This window comes from Pseudomonas sp. FP597 (assembly GCF_030687435.1).
Classification (GTDB): Bacteria; Pseudomonadota; Gammaproteobacteria; order Pseudomonadales; family Pseudomonadaceae; genus Aquipseudomonas; species Aquipseudomonas lactucae.
This window is the reverse complement of record NZ_CP117432.1, coordinates 1,317,149-1,343,485: the sequence shown is the minus strand read 5'-3', so window position 1 is coordinate 1,343,485 and position 26,337 is coordinate 1,317,149. Positions and strand designations below refer to the sequence as shown.

The 26,337-nt window shown below is 61.5% G+C and carries 15 protein-coding genes; 5 read left to right on the top strand and 10 right to left on the bottom strand.

Annotated elements, in window-relative coordinates; translation table 11 throughout:
- Positions 1 to 68 precede the first annotated feature (68 nt).
- On the top strand, positions 69 to 5,195 hold the full coding sequence (locus PSH66_RS06145; protein ID WP_305428577.1) for a dermonecrotic toxin domain-containing protein: 5,127 nt from the start codon (positions 69 to 71) through the stop codon (positions 5,193 to 5,195).
- Here the strand turns inward: PSH66_RS06145 and PSH66_RS06140 are convergent.
- A complete protein-coding gene (locus tag PSH66_RS06140; RefSeq protein ID WP_305428576.1) occupies positions 5,153 to 6,376 on the bottom strand; it encodes a hypothetical protein in 1,224 nt (407 codons plus the stop codon). The genes PSH66_RS06145 and PSH66_RS06140 overlap by 43 nt on opposite strands.
- Before the next feature lie 315 nt (positions 6,377 to 6,691).
- Between PSH66_RS06140 and PSH66_RS06135 the strand changes: the two genes are divergently transcribed.
- Complete coding sequence (locus PSH66_RS06135; protein WP_003172039.1) at positions 6,692 to 7,261, top strand: PadR family transcriptional regulator; 570 nt, start codon at positions 6,692 to 6,694, stop codon at positions 7,259 to 7,261.
- The gene (locus tag PSH66_RS06130) at positions 7,258 to 8,034 is read left to right on the top strand and encodes a siderophore-interacting protein (RefSeq protein ID WP_305428575.1); all 777 of its coding nucleotides are present in this window, start codon (positions 7,258 to 7,260) and stop codon (positions 8,032 to 8,034) included. Before PSH66_RS06135 ends, PSH66_RS06130 begins: the two co-directional genes overlap by 4 nt.
- A gap of 597 nt (positions 8,035 to 8,631) precedes the next feature.
- Here PSH66_RS06130 and PSH66_RS06125 read toward each other — a convergent pair.
- Together PSH66_RS06125 and PSH66_RS06120 are read right to left on the bottom strand one after the other, a co-directional pair.
- The gene (locus PSH66_RS06125) at positions 8,632 to 9,255 is read right to left on the bottom strand and encodes a Pr6Pr family membrane protein (protein WP_305428574.1); all 624 of its coding nucleotides are present in this window, start codon (positions 9,253 to 9,255) and stop codon (positions 8,632 to 8,634) included.
- A gap of 4 nt (positions 9,256 to 9,259) precedes the next feature.
- A complete protein-coding gene (locus PSH66_RS06120; protein ID WP_078823405.1) occupies positions 9,260 to 9,505 on the bottom strand; it encodes a VF530 family DNA-binding protein in 246 nt (81 codons plus the stop codon).
- 182 nt (positions 9,506 to 9,687) lie between these two features.
- On the opposite strand from PSH66_RS06120, the gene PSH66_RS06115 reads away from it, so the two are divergent.
- Positions 9,688 to 15,462, top strand: a complete 5,775-nt coding sequence (locus tag PSH66_RS06115; protein WP_305428573.1) for a membrane-targeted effector domain-containing toxin — start codon at positions 9,688 to 9,690, stop codon at positions 15,460 to 15,462.
- 371 nt (positions 15,463 to 15,833) lie between these two features.
- Entirely contained in the window at positions 15,834 to 18,245 is a 2,412-nt protein-coding gene (locus PSH66_RS06110) for a glucose/quinate/shikimate family membrane-bound PQQ-dependent dehydrogenase (protein WP_003172032.1), read from the top strand.
- A gap of 134 nt (positions 18,246 to 18,379) precedes the next feature.
- Here the strand turns inward: PSH66_RS06110 and PSH66_RS06105 are convergent, their stop codons facing one another.
- The 7 genes from PSH66_RS06105 to PSH66_RS06075 all read right to left on the bottom strand — a co-directional run bounded on the left by PSH66_RS06105 (position 18,380) and on the right by PSH66_RS06075 (position 26,321).
- On the bottom strand, positions 18,380 to 20,716 hold the full coding sequence (locus PSH66_RS06105) for a bifunctional diguanylate cyclase/phosphodiesterase (protein WP_042944224.1): 2,337 nt from the start codon (positions 20,714 to 20,716) through the stop codon (positions 18,380 to 18,382).
- Between the two features lie 210 nt (positions 20,717 to 20,926).
- Positions 20,927 to 22,099, bottom strand: a complete 1,173-nt coding sequence (locus PSH66_RS06100) for a PotD/PotF family extracellular solute-binding protein (protein WP_305428572.1) — start codon at positions 22,097 to 22,099, stop codon at positions 20,927 to 20,929.
- Entirely contained in the window at positions 22,096 to 23,070 is a 975-nt protein-coding gene (locus tag PSH66_RS06095) for a GTP-binding protein (protein WP_305428571.1), read from the bottom strand. The genes PSH66_RS06100 and PSH66_RS06095 overlap by 4 nt, the downstream gene beginning before the upstream one ends.
- Positions 23,067 to 23,366 carry a hypothetical protein gene (locus PSH66_RS06090; protein WP_305428570.1) on the bottom strand — a complete coding sequence of 100 codons (300 nt, stop codon included), beginning with the start codon at positions 23,364 to 23,366 and terminating at the stop codon, positions 23,067 to 23,069. The genes PSH66_RS06095 and PSH66_RS06090 overlap by 4 nt, the downstream gene beginning before the upstream one ends.
- 13 nt (positions 23,367 to 23,379) lie before the next feature.
- Positions 23,380 to 24,129 carry an SDR family NAD(P)-dependent oxidoreductase gene (locus PSH66_RS06085; protein ID WP_305428569.1) on the bottom strand — a complete coding sequence of 250 codons (750 nt, stop codon included), beginning with the start codon at positions 24,127 to 24,129 and terminating at the stop codon, positions 23,380 to 23,382.
- A 79-nt stretch (positions 24,130 to 24,208) separates the two neighbouring features.
- The gene (locus tag PSH66_RS06080) at positions 24,209 to 24,970 is read right to left on the bottom strand and encodes an SDR family NAD(P)-dependent oxidoreductase (protein WP_305428568.1); all 762 of its coding nucleotides are present in this window, start codon (positions 24,968 to 24,970) and stop codon (positions 24,209 to 24,211) included.
- 10 nt (positions 24,971 to 24,980) lie between these two features.
- Entirely contained in the window at positions 24,981 to 26,321 is a 1,341-nt protein-coding gene (locus PSH66_RS06075) for an MFS transporter (RefSeq protein ID WP_305428567.1), read from the bottom strand.
- Positions 26,322 to 26,337: the final 16 nt, after the last annotated feature.

Here is a 26,337-nt window from a genome sequence, read left to right as displayed (position 1 = left end):
TCAAGCTTAAAGCACGGCCCGCGCCCGCCTAAACTGCCTGTTCATTATTTGCACAAGGCAACTCGACCATGACAGCTGAACCTGCCATCCCCGCGACCGTACCCATCACCCGTTCCGCCCATTTCACGTTGATCAAACAGGCATTGCCGACGTGGCTCACCCAAGCATCAGCGGCACGCGTGGCGGCGCTGGGGAGCGCAGCCAAAACCGCCCCGAGCGCCTTCGCATCGGCGTCACCCGACGCTCGGCAGCGCTTGAAAATCGCTGTGGCCGAGCAATGGACCGCGCAGAACGCAGTCGATAAGCACCTCCAACACCTGCAAGACGTCGAGGCCTTCGCCGAGCCCCTGTTAAAACAGGCACTGCTTGAGCAATACGGTCTGGATGAAGACGTGCGCGAGACCCATCTGAGGTTGTACGCACCGGCCAACCTGCCGTGGTGGGTGCATGACGTCACCGGTGGCGTGCGCAGCCGAACCGTGTCGCTGCTGCACGCCGCGCTGCACAACTTTGCCGCCCCCGAAACCTTTACCGCCGACTCGACGTTTATTACCCGCCCTGACCCCCAGGGCCTGTTCGATATCAAACACATCAAGCATCGGATCACGATCGGTCAATTCAAGAACCTGGTGCGTGAACTCGATATCGGCAGGCGTTACCAACAGCATCTCGAAGAACAGTTGGGGTTCAAGCAGCCGCTGGCCAAGGCGGTGCTACACGCCAGGGTCATCCGCCATGGCAAGGCTGCGTTCAAGACTGCCGTGCAGAGCGCGCTGATGCTGCAACAGATCGACCTGAACACCCACGACCTGATGCTGCGCCTGGTCGAAAGCCGCCAGGGGCTGATGCTCAACGGCGCGCCGCTGTGCTGTCACGATCTGACATTGATGGACACCCCGCTGACCGGCATCGTGGTCATCGCCCCGGACCTGACTCAAGGCCGTCAGCCGCTGCCCGTCTTGGTCTATGTGCCCGACGATCCGGAGCATCCGCTCAAGTACTATCCTGACGGCACGACCTTTGTAAAAGAGCTGACCCGCCAACTGCGCCAGCCCGCCTACCAACGCTTTTTCTGTCGTTTCGTGCCCCAGGCCCAGCGCGGCGTGTTCCTGGCCCGGCTCCATGAGCGCCTGGGTCATGTCACCTGGCACGCCGGGCGCTCACAAGACCCTCTGCCCAACTGGCGCGACACGCCGGTGGACAAGCCCTACCTGCACATCGGCACGCGCCGGGTGCAGACCGATCTGTGGGAGCACCTCTACCAGCGTCAACTGGACAAGATCCTCGATGACGCGCGCGAGATCGCCGTGTCCACGGCCTATGCCGACCGCATGGCGCGCTGGGCCTGGTGGGACAACCTGGAGCACATCCTGTCCGACGTACTGAACGCGGCCTTGCTGGTCGCCACACCATTCATGCCGGTGCTGGGCCAGTTGATGCTCGCCTACAGTGCCTGGCAACTTGCCGATGAGGTCTTCGAAGGCCTGCTGGACTGGACGCAGGGACGCCGTGTAGACGCCATCGAACATGCCGTGGGTATCGCGCAGAGCGTGGTGCAACTGGGGATCTTCGGCGCCGGTGCGTCGTTGGGGGCGCTGGCCAGGGTGAAAGCCTCGGCCTTTGTCGAGGGGTTGAAACCGGTGCAATTGGCCGATGGACGCCAACGTCTGTGGCACCCCGACCTTGCGCCCTACCGACAACCCGAGCTGGCGCCGGTCGCCGGCGCCAAGCCTGACGCCGAAGGGTTTCATCACCGGCAGGAGCAGAAGGTCATGCGCCTGGACAGCCATCACTACGCGGTCGCCCGAAACCCCGGTACCGGCCGGTATCGCATCCTCCATCCCAAGCGGCCCGACGCCTATCAACCCGAGGTCTTCAGCAACGGCGCCGGTACGCTGGTGCATGAAGGCGAGGAGCCCATGACCTGGGACAGTACCCGCCTGATGCAGCGCCTCACGCCCACCACCGCCGACCTCACGCCCGCCGAGCTGGCGCGCATGCGCGATATCAGCGGTACCGCCACCCAAGAGCTGCAGCGCATCTATGTCGAATGTACCGCGCTGCCGCCCCTGCTCGCCGACACCCTGGAACGTTTTGAACTGCGCCGCGCAGTCGATGGTTTCAGCGACCTGGTGCGCAAGGGCGCGCCAACCGGCGAAACGGATGACTGGACTGCGCAATCGCTCACGGAACTGCCGGGATGGCCGGTCGAGCGGGCCATTGAGGTGTTCGATGCGGCGGACCTGAGCGGTGCCTCAATGAAATACGGCGACTACGAGGCGGGGGCCGCGCAGACCTTGAGAATCAGCCGGCAGGCCGTGCAGGCCGGGCGACTGCCGGAACAGATCGTGGGTTATCTAAGTGAAATGGAACTTGAGGGATTGCTCGGCGCCCCCTTACCCGCCGCCCCGGCAAGGGTGCAGGCGTTACGCAATCGTCTGGGTGACTATCTCGACACACAACAAGCCGCGATTTTCGAACACCGTTATCGTCTCGCGCAGGCGTCTGATGACACGAGCGCCCGCCTGGTGCAGCAAACATGCCCGCAACTGCCCGACGCGTTGGTGCAACGCCTGCTCAGCCACGCCCCCCCTGAAGAGCGCCGCATGATGGCCGAGCAACAACGCTTGCCGCTGCGCCTCAGGCGCCTGGCCGAGGCGCTGCAACTGGAAGTACAGGCCGCCCACGCCTATGAAGGTCTCTACCCGGACGTACCGCTCGGCGTCGATACCGAACGGCTGTTGCTCAATGCCTTGCGGCTTTACACCGACACCTTCGCCGACCTGCGGATCAGCGTGCATGAGCACACCCCGGACGGCCTCTTGCGCTGCAGCGTCGGCCCCGAGGATGCGCGCACCGCCAAGGTGCTGCTGCGCAGTGCGAATGGCCGCTATGCATTGCCCGAAGCACGTACGCTCACCTACGACCTGTACGAAGCCACGCTGCGCCTGTTGCCCGAGGCGCACCTCAAGGCCCTGGGCTATAAGCCCGGCCAGGGCCCGGCTCTCAAGCAATGGCTGCAGACAAAATTGCTGCCACCGGCCGAACGCAGGAGCGCGCTGGCGCAGCCGCCCATCGCGCCGGTGATTCAGCGCGACACTCTGCGGTTGTTGAAGTGGCCCGATTTCAAGGCGCTGCGGCAATTGTTCGGCCTGGAACGCTCGGTGCAGGCGCGGATTACCCGCCTCTACCCCACGATGACGCCCGATGAGGCGCGCAGTGTCGCCGTGTTGTTGGATACGCCGGAGGGGCTACGCACACTGGACGCATTCGAAACTGAAAAACACCGGTTGATGCAGGACCTGCACAACTGGCTGCTCACGCCCACGGCGTCGGCAAATCGCGCGCTGGCCGACCAGGAACGCCTGGACCGGGTGAACATCGGCGCCATCCTGCGCCACTGCTGGGAACAACGCCCCCACGACTATCGCAGCGAATATGGCGACCCGTTGTTCGGCCGTGCCCTGGATTTCAGTGGCTACGCCTTACGGGGCGCACTCAGGGATTTTCCCCGGCTGCAGGCGGATTTCGGACATGTCACCAGCCTCACCATGACGGGCGCGGGAATGCTCGACAGCGATGCGGTTTTTTTGCACAACTTTCCCCAGTTGCGCACCCTGGACCTGACGGGTAACCAGCTCACCGAGCTGCCCGGCGCAGTAAGCCAGATGCCGCGTCTGAACGGTTTGAAACTGGGCGGCAATCCCATCCAGTGGACCGAACAGAGCCTGGCGCAGCTCAAGCAGCTTCAGCATTTGAAGATTCTGGAGCTTTCACACAACGCACATCTGTCGCACGCGCCGGATATCAGCCGCATGCCGCTCTTGCAAATGCTGATGCTCAATAACACCGGTATCAGCCGTTGGCCGTCGGGGCTGTTCGAACTCCCGCGCCCCGCGACCTTTGTCCTCGACCTGCGCAATACCGCTGTCCGCCAGTTGCCCCCGGTCGAGCCCGGCTCGTGGGAGGCGGAACTGGTGGTACGCACGCGCCTGAATCGACAGCGGCTTGATTTCGACAGCGAAAACCTGATGGTCGATCTCCGGAGGGCCGCCGGGCTGGACCCCTGGCGCACCTATCCGGCGCGGGGCGAAATCGACAGCGCATTCTGGCTGGAAAATCGTCGAGGCGCCCGCCGAGAACACTTGCAACGCCTTTGGGATGACCTGGAAGCCGAACAGGGTTCCCAGGGCTTTTTTGAAGTGATCAGGAGTCTTCAAGTCGAGGACATCACCTTCCAGACGCCTGAAGACGCCGGTCGTTACCAGCTCAACCGCACGCAGTTGAGCCTGAATGTCTGGCGCATGCTGCAAGCCATGCACAGCGACGATGGGTTGCGTGAACGTCTGTTCATGATGGCCAGGGAGCCGTTCAATTGCGCCGACGCCGGGGCCGAAATTTTCAACGCGATGGGCATTGAAGTGTTGGTGTTCGAAGCGTATCGCGACGCATCGCCCAGCACCTTGGGCCCGGCGCTGGCCCGGCTGGCCAGACAGAAAGCACGGCTGCACCAGGTCAACCGTATCGCCCAGGCCGACGTAAAGCACCGGCTCGCGCCGTTGGACGCCGGCGGACTGGGCCTGCGCCTCAATACCGAGGTGGTCGAGGGACAGCGCGGCACGGTCGATGAAGTGGAGGTTTACGTCGCTTATCAGACGGGGCTCAAAGAACGCCTTGACTTGCCCTGGCTCTCAAGCCACATGGCCTACCGAACCACCTCCGGGGTCAGCACCGAGCAACTGACTACCGCCGCTAATACCGTACTGGAGCTGGAACAGGGCGATGGGCTGGTAAACCAGATGCTCGAACAGGATTTTTGGAACAACTACCTGATGGACACCTACCCACAAGCGTTCCGGGACAATCAATGCCTGCATCGCGACAGCACCGCAGGGGTCGACGACTTGCGCTCGGCCCAGGACGACTGGGCACATTACCTGCGCAAACCGGCGGACCAGCAGGACGCGGTGGTCGCCGAGCAACTGCGCCAGCAGTTGACCACGCTGGCCGATAAAATGGACGTGCCGCACAGCGTGGTGCTGACCGGCGAACCCATGAGCGATGCCATCTACCTGCGCATTCTCGGCGACAGTTTTTACGATGAAAACGAGTTGGGCAGACGGCTGACCCGCGCGGTTCTAAGCCAGCAAGTTCACACTTCCGAATCCCAGATCACGGTGACGTTTCCGGCGTAGGTGCGTGAACTGCCGCTAAGCATTTCCTCGACATAATCGCGGGCGATCTCAAAGTGCAGGGTGGCAGGCTTGCGCTCCACATAGAACCCCGGTTGGAACAACTCGGTGCCGCTGCCATCGCGTCGCAGCAAACGTCTGTTGACGCGTTGACCTTCGGCATCGGTCAGGCCATGGGGCAGGCTTACGCTGATGTTGACCGGTACCGCATGGCCCACGTTCGGCTCCCACAATGCGCAGGTGTTGGCGCCGACACCATATTGGCATTCAAGCAACATTTTGAAGCGTGAAGACGTATAGATATGAAAGGTCTGGTCGCGAAATAAGCGGGTCGGTTTGCGCCCCTGGGTCAACCAGGCTTGCCAGCCGCCCTGGGGCTCCAACTGGACACGATTACCGCCAGGAGGCACTTCGATCTTCAGGGTGTGCTGGACCTCGAGATTGAAATCCAAGGTTAGCTGCGCCTCGTTGGCGACCATGACAGTGCCCATGTCGAAATCCTGTCCTGGGCCGATGCGATACGTCAGCGAACCGGTGTAATGCCCGACCGACATCTTCAACGGATTGGGCGTGCGCAGTTCGTAGGCAAAGTCCAAATAGTTGTAGGCCAACTGAGGGATCAGATAACGGGCACGTTTTGAGCAACTGGCTTCTACTGGGGTTTGCCAGAGAAACGCGTACTGCGAACTGTTGTACGCCCCTACACCGCTATATCGACAGGGGGCGGGTGAGTTCACCCAAGTGGACCCCCACAGCATCCCATGTGCAACACCGGCGCTCACGCCTCCGCCGACCAGGTTTACGGCGCTATCAGGCAGCGCATATTGCGACCCGATGGCGCGCACGCGAACTTCCACAATCTCACTTTCCCCCGAGTCGGCGTTGGTGACACTGATCTCACGCCACTCTGCGGGCACTTTGAACGTTGCGCCTTGCTGCGGATCTTCGTGATTGGGCTGAATTGGCCCGTTCGAAGCGAAACGTATGGGCAAGCGAATACTGAACATCCCCGCCTGCCCGCATTGGGCCGGGTACGATGCGCAGTAGCCACTGGTCGGCGTGGTATTGATGAACTTGTTATCGCTGGGCTTGGCCGAATCAGGCCTGAAGACTGCGGTGATATCCCTGTTCAAGGCGTGAGACTCGGCTGCCGCCACCAGTAAAAACGTAACTCCCAACGCCATCGTCCAACATCTCATCCCTACACCTCGCGTGTTGAATCAAGCCAGCCCCTGGATCTGAGCAGGACGCTGCCGCCAGAGACTTCGAAGCCGCCGAATGATCAACTGTTTTGTCGCGCAAATAAGCAAGGCGGTTCCTGGAAGCCCGTAGTCACTTCGCCTTATGTGAACGTAAAAAATGACGGCTTTTTCAGAAATTCAATCAGCGACTGCCAGAATTTTCCTACACAAGCCGTTCATCGCCCCGAAGAAAAAAACAGCTGCGAAGCCTAAAGATATATCTTAAGTTATATCTTGAAACGCACATGGAGAACGCAGATGAGAGACCACCATCACCGTGATCACGCCGATCACGACAGCTTCGACAGACGCCCACCCGGCCGCGAACGCGGCGGCCGTGGCCCGCGCGTATTCGCCCCCGGCGACCTGAAATTACTACTATTGGCCTTGATCGCCGAACAACCGTGCCATGGCTACGACCTGATCCGCCGCATCGAAAGCATGTTCGACGGCGCCTACAGCCCCAGCCCCGGAGTGATCTATCCGACCCTGACGTTTCTTGAAGAAAGCGAAATGATCAGCGGCGATGCCGACGCCGGCAAAAAACGCTACAGCGTGACCGACGCCGGACGTCTCTCCCTTGAGGACCAGGCCGTGGCGCTGGAGGGCGTGCGCATGCGCATCGAGGTGAGCAAGCGCTCACTGCGCGGGCATGATCGCCCGGCACAGATCCATGAGGCGGTGCACAACCTGCGCCATGCGTTGCAGTTGCATCACGGGCGCTGGAGCGCGGAAGAAATCCTGCGAGTCAGCACGCTGCTCAACGACACCGCCAAGGCCATTGTCGACGGCCCCCTCGCGCAATCCTTACCGGAGCAAACCGAATGAACACATCAAGTACATTGGGAATCCACCGCGTCACCCACGATATCAAGCGCCGTCGCCTGGACGTGCTGCGGGTGGTCGACATCACGCCGCGCATGCGCCGCATCACCCTGGGCGGGCCGCAACTGGCCGGGTTCGTCAGCCTGGGCAGTGACGACCACATCAAGCTGCTGTTCCCACAGACCGCCGCGCAAAAGGCCGCGCTGGAAAGCCCGACGTTCGATATCAAGACCGATGGCGCGCAATTGGCGATGCGCGACTACACCCCGCGCCGATTCGACCTGGCGGTCTTGGAGCTGGACATCGACTTTGTGCTGCACGGCGATGGCCCTGCCTCCACCTGGGCAGAGCAGGTCACAGTCGGCCAGCACCTGTACATCGGCGGCCCGCGCGGCTCGATGATCGTGCCGGACATCTTCGACAGCTACCTGCTGATTGGCGATGAAACCGCGCTGCCGGCCATCGGTCGACGCCTGGAAGAACTGCCGGCGGGACGCAAGGTTGTGGCGGTGATTGAAATCGCCGATGCAGCAGAGCAGCAAGCGCTGGAAAGTGCCGCCGATGTCGACATCATCTGGGTGGTACGTGGCCGGGATGACCTGCTCGACACCGTGCGCAACCTGACGTTGCCGGGGGGCAAGCTGTACAGCTTCGTCGCCACCGAGACCAAACTGTCGCGTCAGGTACGCCGCGTGCTGCTGGATACCCATAAGGTCGACGAAGCGTTTCTCAAAGCCGTGGGTTACTGGCGTGTCGACGGTAGCGACGACGAGTAGGCTCAACGCGATCGAAGTGGGCAGGCTTGTCGAATCGTCGCACCACTGCGATTGCCATAGGACACAACTGCCTGCTCTTGTGCTGTTGCTGTTGCTGTTGCTGTGGCTTTTGATCTTGATCTAAGGCGCCCCGTCAAACACGCTGGCCGCAATTCGATATTGATATGGGGGGTAAACCGGCAGGGATGCCGGTTTAGCCGCCCCGCGCCATGGATGGCGCGTGGCGGCGGCCCCCCGAATCAATGTCGGATTACGGGCACACCGAGCCTAAGCGAGGTGCCGAGTGTTGGGGCAAGAGCGTTTGGTTACTTTGCCGCTTTTGCAAAGTGACACGCCGTAAGGGCGGAACCCTAAGTGGCCGTTACCGCAGAAATGGATATGTACTCGGTAAGATCCAAAAAAATAGTCGCCTAATACGCAGCCATCGGGAGCAAGTCGAATCGTCGCACCGCCCCTCCCACATTTGATCGCGGGCGCATCAGGTAGATATCTCACAGCTGTCAGACCGTCACGGGAGCAAGCTCCCTCGCCACAGGTTCAGGACCGCGCCAAAATGGTCCCCATGGCTATCGCACACAAGCCAGCTCCCACAGCTTTTTACCCTGCGCACTTTAGAGATTTATCCAGCCCTACAATGACCAACGCAACCAGCACAAACCCCACCAATATCCCCCCGGCATTCACAAACACCTGTGGATAACCCAGGGTGCCGACATCAATGAACGGGTACTGGTACTGCCCGAGCAAATCCCCTCGCAACAGGGCGTAGGCAAAATACACCAGTGGGTAAATCACCCACAGACCAATGTGCTTCACGCGCAACGTCCCCTTGGGCACGCAGCGCCACCAGTAGATGAAGAACAGCACCGGCATCACGTCGTGCAGCAGTTCGTCGGCGATGAACTGGAAGCCCTCGGGTTGCCACAAATGCCGCAGCAACAGGTTGTAAGCCACGCCCACCACCACGATGCTCACCGCGATCGCGCTGCTGACCTTCGGTGCAAGGAAAAACCGCTTCGCCGACGAGTGTCGATTGACCAGGGCATAGCTCAACACCACGACCGCCAGGGTATTGGTGAGCACGGTGAAGAAACTGAAAAAATTGATCAGCCCGCCCAACAGGCTCGCGCCGCTGAACCAGCGCGAGTAAAAGATCAGGTACTGCTGGATCGCCAGGCCACTCCAACCGGCGAGTGCCGCCGCCGCAATAAACCGCTTCATTGCCTCAGTCCAACGGACGTTTGGTGCGCATCAGCTTGACGTACAACCCTTCGACTTTCTCGCGCGCCCACGGCGTCTTGCGCAGGAATGTCAGGCTCGACTTGATGCTCGGGTCGCTCTTGAAACAGCGGATATCAATGCGCTCGGCGAGGCCTTCCCATTCGTAGTGTTCCACCAGCGTGGTGAGGACGTGCTGCAGGGTCACGCCGTGGAGGGGATCTTGCGCTTGAGAAGGGGGTTGAGCGGTCATACCAGGCCTTTTTTGCCAAAGGAAAAATAACAAGCTGCGCACCTTAGCCGAGCGCGTCGGTGGGTGGAAGCGCCACCTATCACTGACGACGCACAAACCCTGGCGGCGCCGCCCTGTAAATGTGTAGCACCTCTGCGCGCGCACGGTCGACACAATCATTCCTTTAAGACAAGGAATGTGCCATGACCACTTCAAGTAACACGTCCTTTTTTTTCGAGCGACTCAAGACCAGCCTTAACCAGATCGCCCAATCGACGGGGCTTCTGGAGAACAATGGGCATGCCATGCAAAGCCTGCCCCTGGAATTCGGTCGATTGAAAAGATGCAACGAAGAATTGCTACTCGATAACCGCCAGGTTTCCGGCGCGGCAAAGCTGACCTACCAGAATTTGGCTGGCCTGAATTTGAAGGGGGCAGTAGGGAAGTTACTCAGAGAGAGCACTCACGCAGCGCTCAACGCCAGGCTGGCCGAGATGGAGCGACAGGTGGGGGCACACCGCAAATCTCGCAAAAACCGCCTCATGGACATAGCCGTCGAAGCCCTGCTGGACGAGGCAAAACTGAAAGTCAAAAACAATCTGCTGGCTCCCAGCGATCAGGCGCTCGTCGAACGCGCCGTGGGCTTTCTGCCGCCCGCGTCAAGGCCGGGCACGTATGCCCTGACCTTTGACTACCGCGCGCAGAACATCGAGTTTGCCGGAGCCTTTGTTCTGACCACTCTGCGCGAACCGGTCCGCTCACTGGACACGGATGTCGATGTCGGCCCGGTGCTCCTGTTCACGCCGACCCGAGGCTTGGAGTCGTTCGATTCGCTCAGGCATCTGGACAAGACGTTGCTGCAGTGCATGCAATCCCTCTCTTCACGCAATGAAGTGCTGGGGTGCCTGCCACGCCAGTATCAACACCTGCACACCGCCGCCATCTGGCCAATCGAGCTGTCGGCGATCAGCCCTGAGAAGGTGGCCGAACACACCTATAACGCCCTGCACGCCAAACGGATGCAGGACATCGCGTATGCACTGAGCAGCGAGCGAACCCCGGAGTTGTCCCCTCAGCAACTGATTGATGAACTCGATTGGGCGATGGCTTCCTCCCAACTGGACCTGAGCTTACGCTTGGACCTGTACACCAGAAGTCTGCAGGAGCGAACGCTGCTCCTCGCGGCACCGGACTGGTATCGCAGAGCCACCGCCGCGCAACGCCAACAGCTGGCGCTCCACGTCAGCGAGTACGACGCCAGTCATCAGGAAACCCTGGCCCTGTTCGGCAAGGGCGTCTCCCCGCAAGCCTGCGCACGCCTGCAACTGCTCGAACGTCTGGAACGAGATCATGATTATGACGACCTGCACCCTGATCAACTGATCATTACTACCCGCCGCCAAGTGGCGGGGGTCGGCACCTATCAGGATTCGCACACACTGGTGGAACTGGTCCTGCGAGGGCTGCATGTCGGCGACGACAAACCGGGGTCGGATTTCCTGAACCACAGCGTACTGTCCTACCAGGGCCAGTCGCTGCCACAAAAGTACGAAGAGCTTTCAATCCGCTACCTGATCGCCCTCACCCAGTCTTTGAGTCCACGCCTGGATTTTGCCGACGAACAGCGCAAGGCGCACAGTCAACCGGCATTGAAACAGCACTTGCAGACGATGCTGGACCGACGTACCGAGACATCGACTTATCTGGCGCTGTTACATGGGCACATCACCGCCGATGAGCATCAATGGCTTTGCGGCCGCCAGCAGAACGATCAAACCCTGAAAGCCAACATCGTGAAGGTCCACAATGCGCAACTCAAGGATGTCATGGTGCTCTGCCGCACCAATGCGCGAGGTGAAGTCACTCGAGCCTTGCTCTACACACCAGGGGCACCTCGAGACGAACAACTCAAGGGTTTCGACAGCGAACAGGCGTGCAAAGATCACATATACGTCTGGTTTCCATCTCCGGGGATGCCCGGCCCCAACCCTATGGCCAATTACCTGTTCGAGCAGGTCCTGTCCAGATTCCGCCAGCCGCTGAGAAAAGCCCTGCATCACTACGTCCAAAGTCATACCAAGCCTGACGACATCATCACATTCGAAACAACGTCGAGCTATGCCGATTGCCTGAAACAAGTGGTCGACTTCATGCTGGTCACACAGGAGGAAGAAGAAACCCTGAGAACCCCATCCTGGTTGCGAAGCTGCTCATCCGCTGATCGGCAGTTACGCCTGACGCTGGCGGACGACGCACACGGGGCCGAGCAGACCTACCAGAGCGAGTTCAAGGAACATACGCGGTTCCCGGACTTCGACAGCTTTTTGCTGACCACGGCAAAAACTCATCTGAATGCCTTGCTGGGTAATCCCGCAGGCGATGTCGACCCAAGGGATGTGTGGTTCTACCCCTCTCGAAGACCCACCGATCTGCTGACCGACATCAAAAGTTTCTCGTACCTGGAGCTATTTCGAGACGGGCATGACGCATTTGGTCTGAAGCATCTGATTCCCCTCTATCACCTCTTCGACTCCATCAACAACAACACAACCATCAAAGCGCCAGCAGGCGTCAACCTCAAGGGTCTGACCCTTGACAAGGCCGTGGAGTCCGCAAAAGGCATTTGGATCGGCGAACTGTATGTCGATGCCATCAAGCACCTGTTGATCAACCCCATCGGTCCCCGCTACAGCGAGCGACGCACAGCGGTACTGAGCGTTCAGCAATTGCAAATGAAAAGCTGCGCCTTGGAAAGCCGCCTGTGCGGCCATATAGCGACGGCCGAGCAGAACTGGCTGGTGCGCAGCATCGAAAGCCTGGGAGACAACGCCCCCACCACACGTCAGCGCTTCAAAGTGTATCCGCTACAAATCGACAGCCATGTCATCGATGGCTGCTACGTGTTCACCTACCCGAATGAATACACGTTGCTCTATACCCCCAACGCACCGGACGGCGTCACCTTCAGGCGGGCCAGATTGTTCAATTACATGTTGAAAAACGTCAGTGGGATAATCGATTACTATTGCACGCGTTGCCTGCTACGCAACCAGCCGACGTTGCGCAATTTCCTGGAGTCCTCCAAAAACAGTCTTCCTGCTCAGGACCCGACCACGCCCGCTCGCCCGTTGTATGACGCACCGGAACACGCAGGCACGGCATTGCCGTTATTGAACGAGCCGACTTTTGCGTTTTACAACAACAAACTCCAGTTCATCATCGACAATGTCAAAGCGACGACCACCAGCCGTCTCGACGCGGTGATGAATGTGGTCTGGTCCTGTGTCGATGTGCTGGAAATCGTGCTCGCCGTGGTGACTATCCCCTTTGCGCCGCTGAGCCTGGCGGTTGGCGCGGCCTTCATGTTCAAGGACGCGATGCTGGCGCTGATCGCCTACTCCCAGGGTGATAAGGAAGCCGCGTTCGGCCATTACCTGGCCGCGCTGGCAAATGCCGCAGGCGGCTTGTTGACCGACCTCAGGCCTACCTTGAGGGCACTGGGCAAATTCAATAAGTTGCCCGCGCGACCTATTCACCGAACCGTGGAAAACAGCCGCCTTATCGACGCTGTCCAGCAACTCCAGCCGCCGAACCCGGCACGCCCGAAGCCTTCATTTGCCGCAGCCGACATGCAACCGGTGGTTTACAACGGTGAGACACTCTGGGCACCACTCACAGCCGACCCACTCGGACGTTTTCTGTTGTACCGGTACGATGCCGCCACCCAGTCGTTACAGTCCACGACATGGCTGGTAAACCAGAACGTCGAGGGTAAATGGGTGCGCTCAGGCGTCAGCGGAGGGGCTCCCATCAGACCGATCATTGCAGATAGCCCTCTAAATCGTTATGAAATGCCCGAGCAGCATCGCAGGAAGATGACCCAGGTCCTGAATCCCAACTACAAAAGTGATCTGACCGGCTACTCAGAAGCGCTTGAGCTGAATATCTCGCCGTCTCTCATCAGGGACGAAATCGAATCACTACGCCCAGTTCGTGAACGCTACCTGCTCCAGGTGGACCAGCTCACTCGCGATGCCAACCAGTACTTTAAGGACCTGAAGCCTACCGTTCCAAGAGCGGACGTGCTTACCTTCGAATCTACCGCGTCCCATACCCATATCATTGAGCAGCTTTTCAAGGAGTCAAACGGCCTGATAATCGGCGAAACACACGGTTCGATCGCAAGTAAGCAATTTTTGATCGACAACATGCCGGCCCTCAGCAAACAAGGGGTCAAAACACTCTATATGGAACATCTGCCTCGGGACGTGTTCCAGGGCAAACTCGACCAATACAACACCACGGGGTCTTCCCGTAATGTCACCGACCGACTAAATGCGGTCGATAAAAGTTTAGGGTCAAGTAAGCACGCCAAATACAGCTACAGCAAATTGGTAACTGCCGCACGTGCCCAGAAGATTCAAGTCAAAGGCTTGGACGCATCCACCAGTTATGACCTCGACCGCGCGATGGATCTGCCCGATAACCCATCATTTGCCCATCGTTCCAACACCCTCACCAATTTCTACTCTCACAAAGTGATCGGCAGCGACACCGCACAAAAAACCGATGACCGATGGATAGCGCTTGTAGAGCAAAAACGCACGAACACCTACAACGGCGTCCCCGGGATCGCTGATCTGGAAAAAACCGTAAGCCTGCGTATCGTTGACGTTCCTGCCGGCGACCCCGTCGGCATCGGCCCGGACATCGCCGGCGACATTGCAGGAGACCCGTTGGCCAAGGCCGACTTCCGCCTGAAGCTTGAGAGCGACTACAAAGTGCCTGAAGAGCCTGGGCCCTCGCAGACGCGCCCCATCCCGGCCCAGGCCTACAGCCAGTTTGATCTGCCCGCGCAATACGCCGCCATCTACCGCGAACACATGGCCACGGCAATGGGCAAGAGAACCTTCTTTGCAACGGATTACGCTGAAACCGTTGCGCCCAAAAGCCTGGCGCAGAGTGCGTTCAAGAGAGCCCGGACCCAGCTGGCCACTGAAGCAGAGGCGTTTTTCAAAAAACTCACTCTCACACCACGTACTTCTTTGCCAGGGGTGCGGGACACCGTCACCCAGACCGAGTTTCTCGATGCTGTCTTCAGTAAAACCAACGGCTTTGTCGTCGGTGAAAGCCATGCGGCGACATCCAGCAAACGCTTCCTGATGGACAATATGAAGCACTTGGCCAAGGAATCCGGCGTCAAGACGTTGTATCTGGAACACCTGACAACCGATCTTCATCAGGCATCACTGGACACCTTGTACCTCACGGGAAGCATGTCCAAACCCCTGAAAGAGTATTTGAAACAGCTGGACGTCGGCCATGGCGTGGCGGCAGGCAGTCAGTACTCCTTCAGGGCACTGGTGGAGCGCGCCAATAAATATGGGATCCGGATCAGGGCGATTGATTGCGTGGCCAGCTTGCGTCAGGACGGCAGCCCATTCTCTCGCACCGAAGTCATGAACTATTTCGCAATGCGCACCCTCCAGGCCGACCAAGTGAAACACGGTGCCCACCGCTGGGTCTCCCTGGTAGGTAGCGGGCATACCAATTGGTTCCAAGGCGTGCCCGGCATGGTCGACCTGATGGACGCTGTCAGCCTGCATATTCACGATGTCGCGCCTGTGCAAGCCAAGGGCATCTCACGGGCCAGCCGTGAACTGCATTCCGAAGGTTCCACACTGGACGCCGACTTCCGACTGGACGTCGCCACCCCGGGACGCAATCCCGAGCCGGCTTTCGTCGCGTTCGACAGGGCGCGTCTACGCAATATTGGCGATTACGCGGTAGAACAGACTTCGCCGACCGACGTGCGTATCCTGCATCACTCCAACTCCGGCGAGATCCTGGAAACTGCGGTGCAGTTCGATGACAAAGGCTTTTTATTCATTGACCGCTGGAATCTCAAAGAGCACCGGGCCCTCAATCTGGCCTACCTCCTGGCCGCTCTTCCTCGGGGGATGAAACGCGTGACCTGACCTCGCTCGCCAAGCCTCGCACTGTCCATGGCAGGCGAGGCGTTAAGCGACGTTTTGTCACTGTTACCGGATTGGAAATGATGCATATCGCGATTGGCCCTTTCTCTCGACGCCCTCTCCCTTTATCCTTCGCAACAACCTGAAACGTTTCATCTCCCCGGTCGACCCCATCTTGCTGATTATTCCCGCCCACAAAGACAGCGCTGTCTTACACCCAACCGCGCCTGGGGATAAATCGCCGGCCTGTGGATAACCGAGCCGCTCCACGGAAAAACCCAAATAACGCTGAACCAAGCCCGCGCCGAATCGTCATCTACAGTGAATGAAGCACGGGGTTACACCTTTATTCCAACGTCACGGAGAAACACACTATGAGCACTGATGGTGCTTCAAGCCCAAGCCGCCTGCTGCCCAGGCTGCTAGGCGTCTTGCTGCTGATCATGGGCCTGGCCTTGCTGGCCGGCGGTATCAAGCTGACGATGCTCGGCGGGTCGCTGTACTACCTGCTGGCCGGTATCGGCATTACCTTGACCGGCATCCTGCTGCTGGCCACCCGTCGCACCGCGCTGGGCCTGTACGCACTGGTACTGTTCGCCAGTACGGTGTGGGCATTGTGGGAAGTCGGCCTGGACTGGTGGCAGTTGGTGCCGCGCCTGGCACTGCTGTTCGCCCTGGGCATCGTCATGTTGCTGCCGTGGTTTCGCCGTCCGTTGCTGCGTGGCCAACCGGCCCCGTTGGGCACCGGCGCACTGAGCGTGGCGGTGGTGTTGGCCGGCGCTGCCGCCCTCGCCAGCCAATTCACCAACCCCGGTGAGATCAAAGGCCAACTGGACCGCGACGCGGTACCGGGCATGGCCAATGCCGCGCCGTCCCAGGCCGATGGCGACTGGAACTCCTACGGCCGCTCCTCGTTCGGTGATCGTTACTCGCCGCTGGCGCAGATCACCCCGCAGAACGCGCACAAGCTGGTACCGGCGTGGACCTTCCGTACCGGCGACATCCCTGGCGCAGGCGATCCGGGCGAGACCACCGCGGAAAACACCCCGCTGAAAGTCAACGGCATGCTCTACGTGTGCACCCCGCACAGCCAAGTGATCGCGCTGGACCCGGACACCGGCAAGGAAATCTGGCGTTTCGACCCGAAGATCAGCACCCAGGGTGCCGAGAACTTCAAGGGCTGGGCGCACATGACCTGCCGTGGCGTGTCGTATCACGATGACGCCGCCTACGCCTCCGAACAGAGCCCGACCGGCAGCGCCAGCCCGGCCGCCGCGCCGAATGCCTGCCCCAAGCGTATCTTCGTGCCGACCGCCGACACCCGTCTGATCGCCCTGAACGCCGACACCGGCAAAATGTGCGAAGACTTCGGCGACAAAGGCCAGGTCGACCTGCGTGCCAATATCGGCAGCTTCGCCCCGGGCGGTTACTACTCCACTTCGCCACCGGCCGTGACCAGGAACCTGGTGGTGATCGGCGGTCACGTCACCGATAACGTCTCGGTCGACGAGCCCAGCGGTGTGATCCGTGCGTTCGACGTGCACACCGGCAAGCTGGTGTGGAACTGGGACAGCGGCAACCCGGACGACACCACCCCGTTGGCCGAGGGCAAAACCTATACGCGCAACTCGCCGAACATGTGGTCCATGTTCGCCGTGGATGAAAAACTCGGCATGCTCTACCTGCCGATGGGCAACCAGATGCCCGACCAGTACGGCGGCGACCGTACCGACGACTCCGAGAAATACGCCGCCGGCCTGACCGCGCTGGACATCGACACCGGCCACGTGAAGTGGACGTTCCAGTTCACCCACCATGACCTGTGGGACATGGACGTGGGCGGCCAGCCGTCGCTGATCGACATCAAGACCGACGCCGGCGTGAAGCAGGCGGTGATGGCGTCGACCAAGCAAGGCAGCATCTACGTGCTGGACCGCGCGACCGGCCAGCCGGTGGTGCCGATCCACGAAGTGGCGGTACCGCAGGGCGCAGTGGCGGGCGACCGCACCTCCCCGACCCAACCCAAGTCCGAGCTGAACTTCATGCCGCCGCCGCTCAAAGAGCGCGACATGTGGGGCGTGACACCATTTGACCAGATGCTGTGCCGCATCGATTTCAAATCCATGCGCTACGACGGCGCGTTTACTCCGCCATCGCTGCAGGGTTCGATCGTGTACCCAGGCAACTTCGGCGTGTTCGACTGGGGCGGTATTTCCGTCGACCCGGTGCGTCAGATCGCATTCGTGAACCCCAGCTTCATGGCGTTCAAATCGAAACTGATCCCGGCCGCCGACATCGCCAAGCAAGGCCCGCGCGTCAGCGAAACCCAAGGCGTGCAGCCGAACAAAGGCGCGCCGTACGGTGTGATCCTCGAAGCGTTGCTGTCGCCAATGGGCCTGCCGTGCCAGGCACCGGCGTGGGGTTATGTGGCGGCGGTCGACCTGACCACCCACAAAACCATCTGGATGCACAAGAACGGTACCGTGCGTGACAGCTCGCCGGTTCCGATCCCCCTGAGCATGGGCGTACCGAGCCTGGGCGGCACCTTCACCACCGCCGGTGGCGTGGCGTTCCTCAGCGGTACCCTCGACCAGTACCTGCGTGCCTACGACGTGAAAAACGGCAAGCAACTGTGGGAAGGCCGCCTGCCGGCCGGCGCGCAAACCACCCCGATGACCTACACCGGCAAGGACGGCAAGCAGTACGTGCTGGTCGTGGCCGGGGGTCATGGTTCCCTGGGCACCAAGCAGGGTGACTACGTGATGGCGTTCAAACTGCCGGATTAAGCAGGACCGGCGGTAAAACAAGGCGGCTACCTTCGACAGGTAGCCGCCTTTTTAATGGACGACGACGATCCAAATGTGGGAGGGGCGGTGCGACGATTCGACTTGCTCTCTCCCACAGTGGAACGCACCAGTCGTTAGGTGGGTGCCCGCTCACGCCGCATCCACCTCTCGAACGTCATGGCATCCAGCGGTCGGCTGATGAGATACCCCTGGGCGGTGTCGCAGTTCCACAGCCTGAGCAGCTTGAGGCTGGGTTCGAACTCCACCCCTTCAGCCACTACCTTAAGCCCCAGGTTGTGGCTCATCTCGATGGTGGAGCGCACGATCACACCATCGCCACTGGTGCTGTCGAGATTGCGCACGAAAGACTGGTCGATCTTCAGCTCCTGCACCGGCAAGCGCTGCAATTGCGCCAGCGACGAGTAACCGGTGCCGAAGTCGTCCACCGACAGGCTGATGCCACAACCGCGCAGTTGCTCCAGCACGCGCAGGGCCTGTTGCGGGTTGTGCATGATCGCGCTTTCAGTGATTTCGAAGAGCAACTGCGTAGCCGCTACATCGTGCTGCATCAGCAAGGTGGTGACGCGAATCGCCAGGTCATCATCGGCCAGGTCATCCACCGAGATATTCACCGACAATTGGATAAGCAAACCGCGTAGCGTCCACTCGGCGATCTGGCGGATGGCGGCTTCGATCACCCAGTGGGTCAGGCTGGCCATGCTGCCAGTGCGTTCGGCCAGGGGGATGAATTCAGCGGGCGACACCAGCCCCAACGTCGGGTGCTGCCAGCGCAGCAAGGCTTCGGCTTGGCCTACATGGCCATTCTTGAGGTCGAGCTTGGGCTGGTAACACAGGTACAAATCGCCCTCCACCGCGGCCCGGCGCAGGTCGCGAATCAGGGTGATCTGGCGTTGGTGGGCCAGGTCGCGGTCCTGCCGGTAGATCTGCAGGTAGCCCGGGAAGGCCGCCGCGTCGTGGCGGGCGATGGCGGCGCGGCTGATCAGCTCTTCCACCTGCTGGCCATCAGCAGGATAGGCGGCGATGCCGATGCTCACTTCGTGGCGCAGTTCGTCATCACCAATGCGTTGGGGTTCGGTGAGCAGCGCATAGAGACGGTCGGCGCGGGCCACGGCGCGATCAACCTCGGTGTTTTCCAGCAACAGCAGAAACTCGCTGCCGGCGATGCGCGCTGCGGTATCGCTGGCCAACAGGCTCATGGACAGGCACCGGCTGGCTTCGCGCAGCATGTCTTCCACCCCTTGCGGCCCGAAACCTTCGTTGATCACCCGATAATTCTCGATCCCCAGGTACAGCAATACCACCGGCCGCCGCGCACTGATCGCACTGCCCAAGCGCTCCATGGCCAGGGCGCGGTTGGGCAGACCCGTGAGCGGGTCATGCAACGCGTTATGGGCCAATTGCCGCTCGCGCATGGCGATGCCGCTTTGCATGGCATTGAAGGCCCGCGCCAACAGGCCGAACTCATCGTGGCCGCGCACGCGCACCGGCGTACGGTAATCACCGGAGCCGATGCGCCCGGCCGCGGCCACCAATGCAATGAGCGGGCGCGACACGCGCCGCGCCAGGAACAACGCGCCGGCCAACGACACCACCAGCACCGCCAGGGCAATTCCGAGGAACTGCCGGTCCAGCGGCGCGAAGGATTCCAGCGCATGGTCCAGTGGGCTTTGCAGCAACACGCGGACCTCATCACCATCGCCGGTATTGGCCAACGGTACTACCTGGCTGAGCACGCGCTCGCCATAAAACAGATGGACCCGCGCTTCGGGGTGGGTCGACGTCTCACGCAACAGGCTGAGGATCCTGGCCTGGTACGCGTCGGGCTGGGTGCTGAACACGCGGCCGGACTTGCCGTCCTGCACACTGAGGAACGAGACCTCCAGGTTGCTCATGGAGCGCAGTTCGTTGGCGAACAGTGTGTCCATGGGAAAGCCCATGACGACACGTGCAATGGGCTGCGGGTCGAGCACTTCATCCTGCACCAGCAAGTAGGGGCGCCCGTCCAGGGGCACGATCAACAATTGCAGGCCACTGCGTCGTGCATGACGCAACGCGTCGACATAGGGAAAGTCCTCGCCGCGCTCAAGCAAGGGCAAGGTGCTGGCCATGACTCTGCCCTCCAGGCCCAGCACAAAGACTTCACTGGAACGAATACCGGAGCCATGCCGGCGCAGCGCCGCCCGGATCGCTACCGCGTCGCCCGCGGCCACGGCCCGCTTGAACGGGCCGTCCGCAGTCAGCCAGTCGAGGCCGTATTGCAGGCGGCGACCACGCAGGTCGAGCAGGCGTTCGAACACCTGGCGACCGGTTTTCAACTGCACCTGGGCCTGGTTCTCCACGGCACGCGTCGTGGCGGCCTTGACCGCGAAGTACGTGGCGGCCACCACCACCAGCAGCAACAGCGCCAGCACCCCGGCTATGCGGGTTTGGAACGTATGGCGCCACATCATGGCAGTGCCCTCGGGCAGCGTTAGCCTTCTTCTGCCACTACGTCCCTTTGTCATGCGCATTCCTTGCAACGGCTGACCTGGCGTCAAAAAAACATCCATTTTTATTGGATATTTTGAATTAGCAGATTAGCTGGCGAAACGCATAAGTCCACCCAATAAAACAAGGGACTTCACTGACGTTTTATTGGCGATGAGCCTTCGACCGGCACCTCAGCCGCGCGCACGCATAAAGTCCCCCCAGCGCCGCACCAGGTAGTTGTGTTCATCCATCACCGAATTCCACACAGCAATATGCCCCATGCGCTGTTCATAGGACCCGCCGTCGCGCACCTCGCCGAGGTCAATCAGCGGTAAACCGTCGCTGCCCGGTAACTCTTCCCGCGCAGGCTGGCCGGCGTACCAGTAGTCCCACTCGGCGCTGCTCAGGTGGTCGCGGCTGCGCGCCGGGTTGCCGATGTAGTAGCCCTGGCGCGCCATCACCGCGCCGGGCCAGCCGGACAGCCACCAATTGAGGTACGCGTAGGCCGCATCCAGCACCGGGCCTTGGGCGTGACGCGACAGTGACAAGCCCCCGAACCAGGCGCGATAGCCCTCGCGGGGCACCGCCAGGCGGTACTTCACGCCCGCGCGGTGCAGGCGCATCAGGGTCGGCGACCACAGGCTCTGGATATCGATGCTGGGGCTGAGCATCAACTGTGCGGCTTCTTCATCGTCCGACCAGAACGCCGCGAAGTGGCCCTCCTTCTGTTTGCGCACTAGGATATCGGCAAGCACGTCGATCTCTTCGATGCTCATATTGCCGATGTCCTTGAAGTGCGCCAGCCCCGCGCCCTGCACCGCCAGCGCGGCATCCAGCGCACCGATGGCGGCGTCGCTTTGCAATGCCGTGCGGGCGCGCCAGGCCGGGTCGAGCAGCCAGCCCCAGCTCTCATTGCCGTGGCAAAAGCCTTCGGGCAGGCGCTCGGGGCGGTAGGCGAAACTGTCGGCATTGTGGGTCAGGGGCAGCATGCTGATGCGGTCGGTGACCGTGCTGCCCAGGCTGCCGTCGTGTTGCACGAACAGGCGCTCGCTGGGCACGCTGCCGCTGCCCAGGCGGTCGTTGGGCGACAGGCGACCACGCTTGGGCAGGTCGTTGATCTCGTGCCACAACGCGATACGCCGGGTGTCGATGGGCTGGATCGCCCGGGCCGGCCACACGAAGTCGACGTTGTGAAACCACTGGTCGTACAGGTCGTAGCTGTCAGGATGCATCACCGCGATGCGCTGGGCCTGTTCGACATCGTGCACCTGGTAGACCAGGCGAATCCCCAGCTCCTGCTCGGCGCGCACGCGCAAGGCTTCGAGCAAGGTCACCGAGGTACCGAGAACGCGCAGTGTGATCATGCCGCGAACCGCCGCGAGAACACATCAAAGGAGCGGCGCAGCCATACCGGGTCGAGGCCGCGCAGGATAAACACCAGCCGTGACCGGCGGTCCGTGCCCGGCCACGCGGGCAAGTGCACCGGGGCATGCAGGCAATGCTGCACGCCATGAATGACGATAGGGGCGTTACTGGCGTTCACGTTGAGCAGTCCTTTGACGCGAAGGATTCGTTCGCCGTGGCATCTTAGCAGCATCGACAACCAGACCCCGAAGCCGACCCAGTCCAGCGGCTGGTCGAAGGTCAGGCTGCACACCTGGGCGGCGCCATGGTTGGCGCTGGTGGCTTGATGCAGTTGCCAGCGGCTGACTTCCACGGCCGGCTCGGCGCTGCGCAAGCCCTCGCCGAGCAGCAATTGATCGCCGCTGTGGATGTCTTGGGTCGCGAGGATCGGTGTACCGGCGTTGAGCGCCTGCAAGTGCGCACGCAGCGGTGCGCAATCGCCGGCCAGGTCGGTCTTGCTCAGCAGCAAACGGTCGGCGGCGGCGACCTGGGCCAGCCACTCCGGGTGCAGGCGCTCTTGCAGCGCGGCATGGCTGGCGTCGACCAAGGTGACCACCAGGCCGATATGAAAACGCCCGCGCAGTTGCACATCGTTGTTCAACGTGGCGAGGATCGGCGCCGGGTCGGCCAGGCCGGTGGTCTCGAGGATCACACGTTTGAACGCGGGTATTTCGCCACGTTCACGGCGTTGCAGCAGGCCGAGCAAAGCGTCCTTGAGTTCGCCGCGAATCGAGCAGCAGATACAGCCGCTGGGCAGCAACACAGTGTCCGGCGCGACTTCTTCCACCAGCAGATGATCGATGCCGACATCGCCGAACTCGTTGATCAGCAACGCTGTGTCGCCCAGGCTTTCACCTTGCAGCAGACGCTTGAGCAAGGTGGTTTTGCCGCTGCCGAGGAAGCCGGTGATGACATTCAAGGCAATGCTCATGGGGCTGACTCCAGGTATTCCAACAGCGTTGGATCGAGAGGGTCCAACGGCCGACCAAGCATGCTTTCGGCCGCCAGCCAGAGTTGATCCAGGCCGCTGGCCAATGCTTGTTTACCGGTCGCACCGAGCAGCAGGTAGGACGCGCCCTGGAAGTCTTCGACCTTGAGCCGGAACACCGCCAGCACCTGGTTGATCGCGGCGATGCGGCGCAGGCGCTCGCGACGCCTGGGCAACTCATCGCCCAGGGGATCGCTCCAGTGCAGGTCTTCACCGAGCAAGCCGCAGAGTCCGCACATGGCTAAACCCCGCTCATGGCATGACATCGCCGGAGTTCGGGCCCAGGGTCTGGCCGACGAACAGGTTGCCGCCCGGTTCGCTGGCCAGCAGCACGGCGGTGGGCGCTACTTCATCGGCCAGGCCGAAGCGGCCCAGGGGCAGTTCGGCGGCCTTGGCGCGTTTCCACTCGGCGCTGATCCCGCCCACCAACGGCGTTTCGATCGGGCCGGGGGCGATGGCGTTGACCAGCACATTGTCCTTGGCCACTTCCAAGGCCAGGGACTTGGTAAAGCCGATCACCCCGGCCTTGGCCGCCGCGTAGTGAGTCAGTTCGGCACCGCCCTTGATGCCCAGTTGCGAGGCGACGTTGATAATCCGCCCCCAGCGCTGCGCGAGCATGTGCGGCAATGCCCGCTGGCTGGCGACAAACACGCTGGTGAGGTCGACGCGCAGCATATCGTTCCACATCTCGATGGACAGGTCGACGCAGCGGGCCTGAGTGAGCATGCCGGCGTTATTGACCAGAATGTCGATGCCGCCGAAGTGTTCGACGCAACGGTCGACACTGGCCTGGGCGCCTTCGACCGTGCCGACATCGGCCAGGCACTCGAACACCTCGGCGCCGAGGTTGCGACAGGTGATCGCGGTTTCGGCGAGGCTCGCGGCGTTGCGGTCGGCCAGCACCAGGCGTGCGCCTTCAACGGCGTAGGCACGGGCGATGGCGGCACCGATGCCGCTGCCGGCGCCGGTGATGACGGCACGGCGGTGGGTGAGTTGAGGCATATACCTATCTCCTAAAGCAAACACATATCCAATGTGGGAGGGTGCTTGGCCCCTCCCACATTTGGATCGAGTACACCAATCAATCGGGCCAGCGTACGGTCAAGCCGCCGTCGATGACGATGCTTTGCCCAGTCAGATAACTTGAGGCCTCACTGGTCAAGAACTGCACCAGCGACGCCACTTCATCCGCGCGCCCTACCCGCCCCAGCGGGATCGCCCGCGCGGCCTTGGCCAAGCCCTGCGGCCCCAACGAATTCTTCGCATCCAACGACTGCGGCGTCTCGATCAACCCCGGGATCACCGCATTGCAACGAATGCCCTTGGCCGCCAACTCCACCGCCAGCGAGCGACACAGCCCCGGCACGCCGGCCTTGGCGGCGGCATAGTGCGAATGCTCCTGCCAGCCATACACGCCACCGGCAATCGACGAAATCGCCACTAGCGCGCCGCCTTCGCCCATGTGCCGGGTCGCGGCGCGGAAGGTGCGCATCACCCCCGTGAGGTCGACGTTGAGCATCTCGTCCCACAGCGCATCGGTCATCTCCAGCAATGGCGCACGGCGCAGCAAACCGGCGTTGGCCACGGCATAATCCAGCCGGCCAAAATGCTGCACGGCCTGTGCGGCCAAGGCGTCCACCGAGGCGGTGTCGCCCACGTCCAGCGGCAACATCAGGCACGCGCCGCCGGCCTGTTCCACCAGGGCCGCGGTGCTTTGCGGGTCATGGGGGTCGGCCGGGTAATACCCGCCCACCACCGCCACGCCCACACGCGCATAGGCCACCGCGAGGGCTTGGCCGATGCCGCTGGCGGCACCGGTAATCAAGGCAACTTTACGGCTCATCACACACTCCTTACTGAACGGTTTCCGGGCGCACATGGCGGGCGGCGAACATCAACATGCCGGACAAAAAGCACGGCACGGCGCCGAACCACAGCGCGGCGGTCTGCCAGTCGCTGCCGGCGGACAACACTTGGGTGGCGCCGAAGCCTGCGACCACCGCACCGATCGGGCCCATGGCGTGGATGATCGCGCCACCGGTGGCACGAATGCTGGTGGGGAAACTTTCGCTGATAAAGAACAGCGCCGCCGAGTACGGCCCGATCAGGAAGAACAGGCCCAGGCTGTACAGCCCGACCACCATCGCCATGTTGCTCGGGCCGAACAGCATCCCGGCAAACGACAAGCCGCCGAGCATCCAGCCCAGGCCGATCACGTTGCGGCGACCGATCTTGTCGCCCATCCAGCCGTGGCTGAGGTAACCGCAGTAACCCACCAGGTTCGACAGCACGAGGATGATCAGCGAGTTCTCGAACGAGATGTGGTGCACGCTGACGATCACCGAGGTGCCCAATACGCTGAACACCTGGATCGCCGCCCAGTTGAGCAACAGCGCGGCGCCGATGACCAACGTGGCGCGTCGCGCCGGGCCCCGGAATGCGGCCTTGAGACCGGCCTTGCTGTGCTCGTCGTAATCCACGCCGTAGGTCACGGCGACGTTTTGCGCGTCTTTCACCGCGCCGCTTTTACGCAGCTCGCTGATGCGCTGGTGAATCTGGAATTGCGGGCTCTCCTTGAGCTTGCGCGCCATGATCGCAATCACGATCGCCGGGATCGCCGCGAAGATAAAACAGCCCTGCCAGCCGATGATCGGCAGCAACAGCGCGGTCAGGCCCGCCGCGATCAACGCCCCGACCGGCCAGCCGCCCTGCACCAGACTGTAGATGAAGCCGCGACGCTTGGTCAGCCGCGGGTCTTCGGAGGCGCCATACAACTCGGTCAGATAGGTGGCGTTGACGGTTTCCTCGGCGTAGCCCAGGCCGCCCAGCGAACGGATCAGGATCAGCGGCGACTTGCCCCACGCCCCGCCAATCGCAGTCAGCGCCGAGCACAGCGCGGAACCGGCCACGGTGAAGATAATCCCTTTGCGCCGCCCCAGTTTGTCGACGGTCGGCCCGATGGCCAAGGCCACGACGGCGGTACCCACCGCCACCCAGGTCGCGATTTCAGCTTGCTCCACTTCGCCCCAGCCAAAGTGCCGGCCGATCTCCGGCAGCAAGGTGCCGAACAGGATGAAGTCATACACCGCAAACACCCAGGCGAAGAAAGCGATCCAGGTCGCAAAGCGCACTTCCCGGGACGTCAGTTGCCGGGGTTTCCAGCCAGTCAGGTCAAGCTTGTTGTAGATGGACATAATCGCGCCTCAAGGG

Excerpts from the sequence above, each read along its gene's own strand:
- PSH66_RS06145 (WP_305428577.1), top strand. The coding sequence starts at position 69 with ATGACAGCTGAACCTGCCATCCCCGCGACCGTACCCATCACCCGTTCC.
- PSH66_RS06140 (WP_305428576.1), bottom strand. The coding sequence starts at position 6,376 with ATGGCGTTGGGAGTTACGTTTTTACTGGTGGCGGCAGCCGAGTCTCAC.
- PSH66_RS06135 (WP_003172039.1), top strand. The coding sequence starts at position 6,692 with ATGAGAGACCACCATCACCGTGATCACGCCGATCACGACAGCTTCGAC.
- PSH66_RS06130 (WP_305428575.1), top strand. The coding sequence starts at position 7,258 with ATGAACACATCAAGTACATTGGGAATCCACCGCGTCACCCACGATATC.
- PSH66_RS06125 (WP_305428574.1), bottom strand. The coding sequence starts at position 9,255 with ATGAAGCGGTTTATTGCGGCGGCGGCACTCGCCGGTTGGAGTGGCCTG.
- PSH66_RS06120 (WP_078823405.1), bottom strand. The coding sequence starts at position 9,505 with ATGACCGCTCAACCCCCTTCTCAAGCGCAAGATCCCCTCCACGGCGTG.
- PSH66_RS06115 (WP_305428573.1), top strand. The coding sequence starts at position 9,688 with ATGACCACTTCAAGTAACACGTCCTTTTTTTTCGAGCGACTCAAGACC.
- PSH66_RS06110 (WP_003172032.1), top strand. The coding sequence starts at position 15,834 with ATGAGCACTGATGGTGCTTCAAGCCCAAGCCGCCTGCTGCCCAGGCTG.
- PSH66_RS06105 (WP_042944224.1), bottom strand. The coding sequence starts at position 20,716 with ATGATGTGGCGCCATACGTTCCAAACCCGCATAGCCGGGGTGCTGGCG.
- PSH66_RS06100 (WP_305428572.1), bottom strand. The coding sequence starts at position 22,099 with ATGATCACACTGCGCGTTCTCGGTACCTCGGTGACCTTGCTCGAAGCC.
- PSH66_RS06095 (WP_305428571.1), bottom strand. The coding sequence starts at position 23,070 with ATGAGCATTGCCTTGAATGTCATCACCGGCTTCCTCGGCAGCGGCAAA.
- PSH66_RS06090 (WP_305428570.1), bottom strand. The coding sequence starts at position 23,366 with ATGTGCGGACTCTGCGGCTTGCTCGGTGAAGACCTGCACTGGAGCGAT.
- PSH66_RS06085 (WP_305428569.1), bottom strand. The coding sequence starts at position 24,129 with ATGCCTCAACTCACCCACCGCCGTGCCGTCATCACCGGCGCCGGCAGC.
- PSH66_RS06080 (WP_305428568.1), bottom strand. The coding sequence starts at position 24,970 with ATGAGCCGTAAAGTTGCCTTGATTACCGGTGCCGCCAGCGGCATCGGC.
- PSH66_RS06075 (WP_305428567.1), bottom strand. The coding sequence starts at position 26,321 with ATGTCCATCTACAACAAGCTTGACCTGACTGGCTGGAAACCCCGGCAA.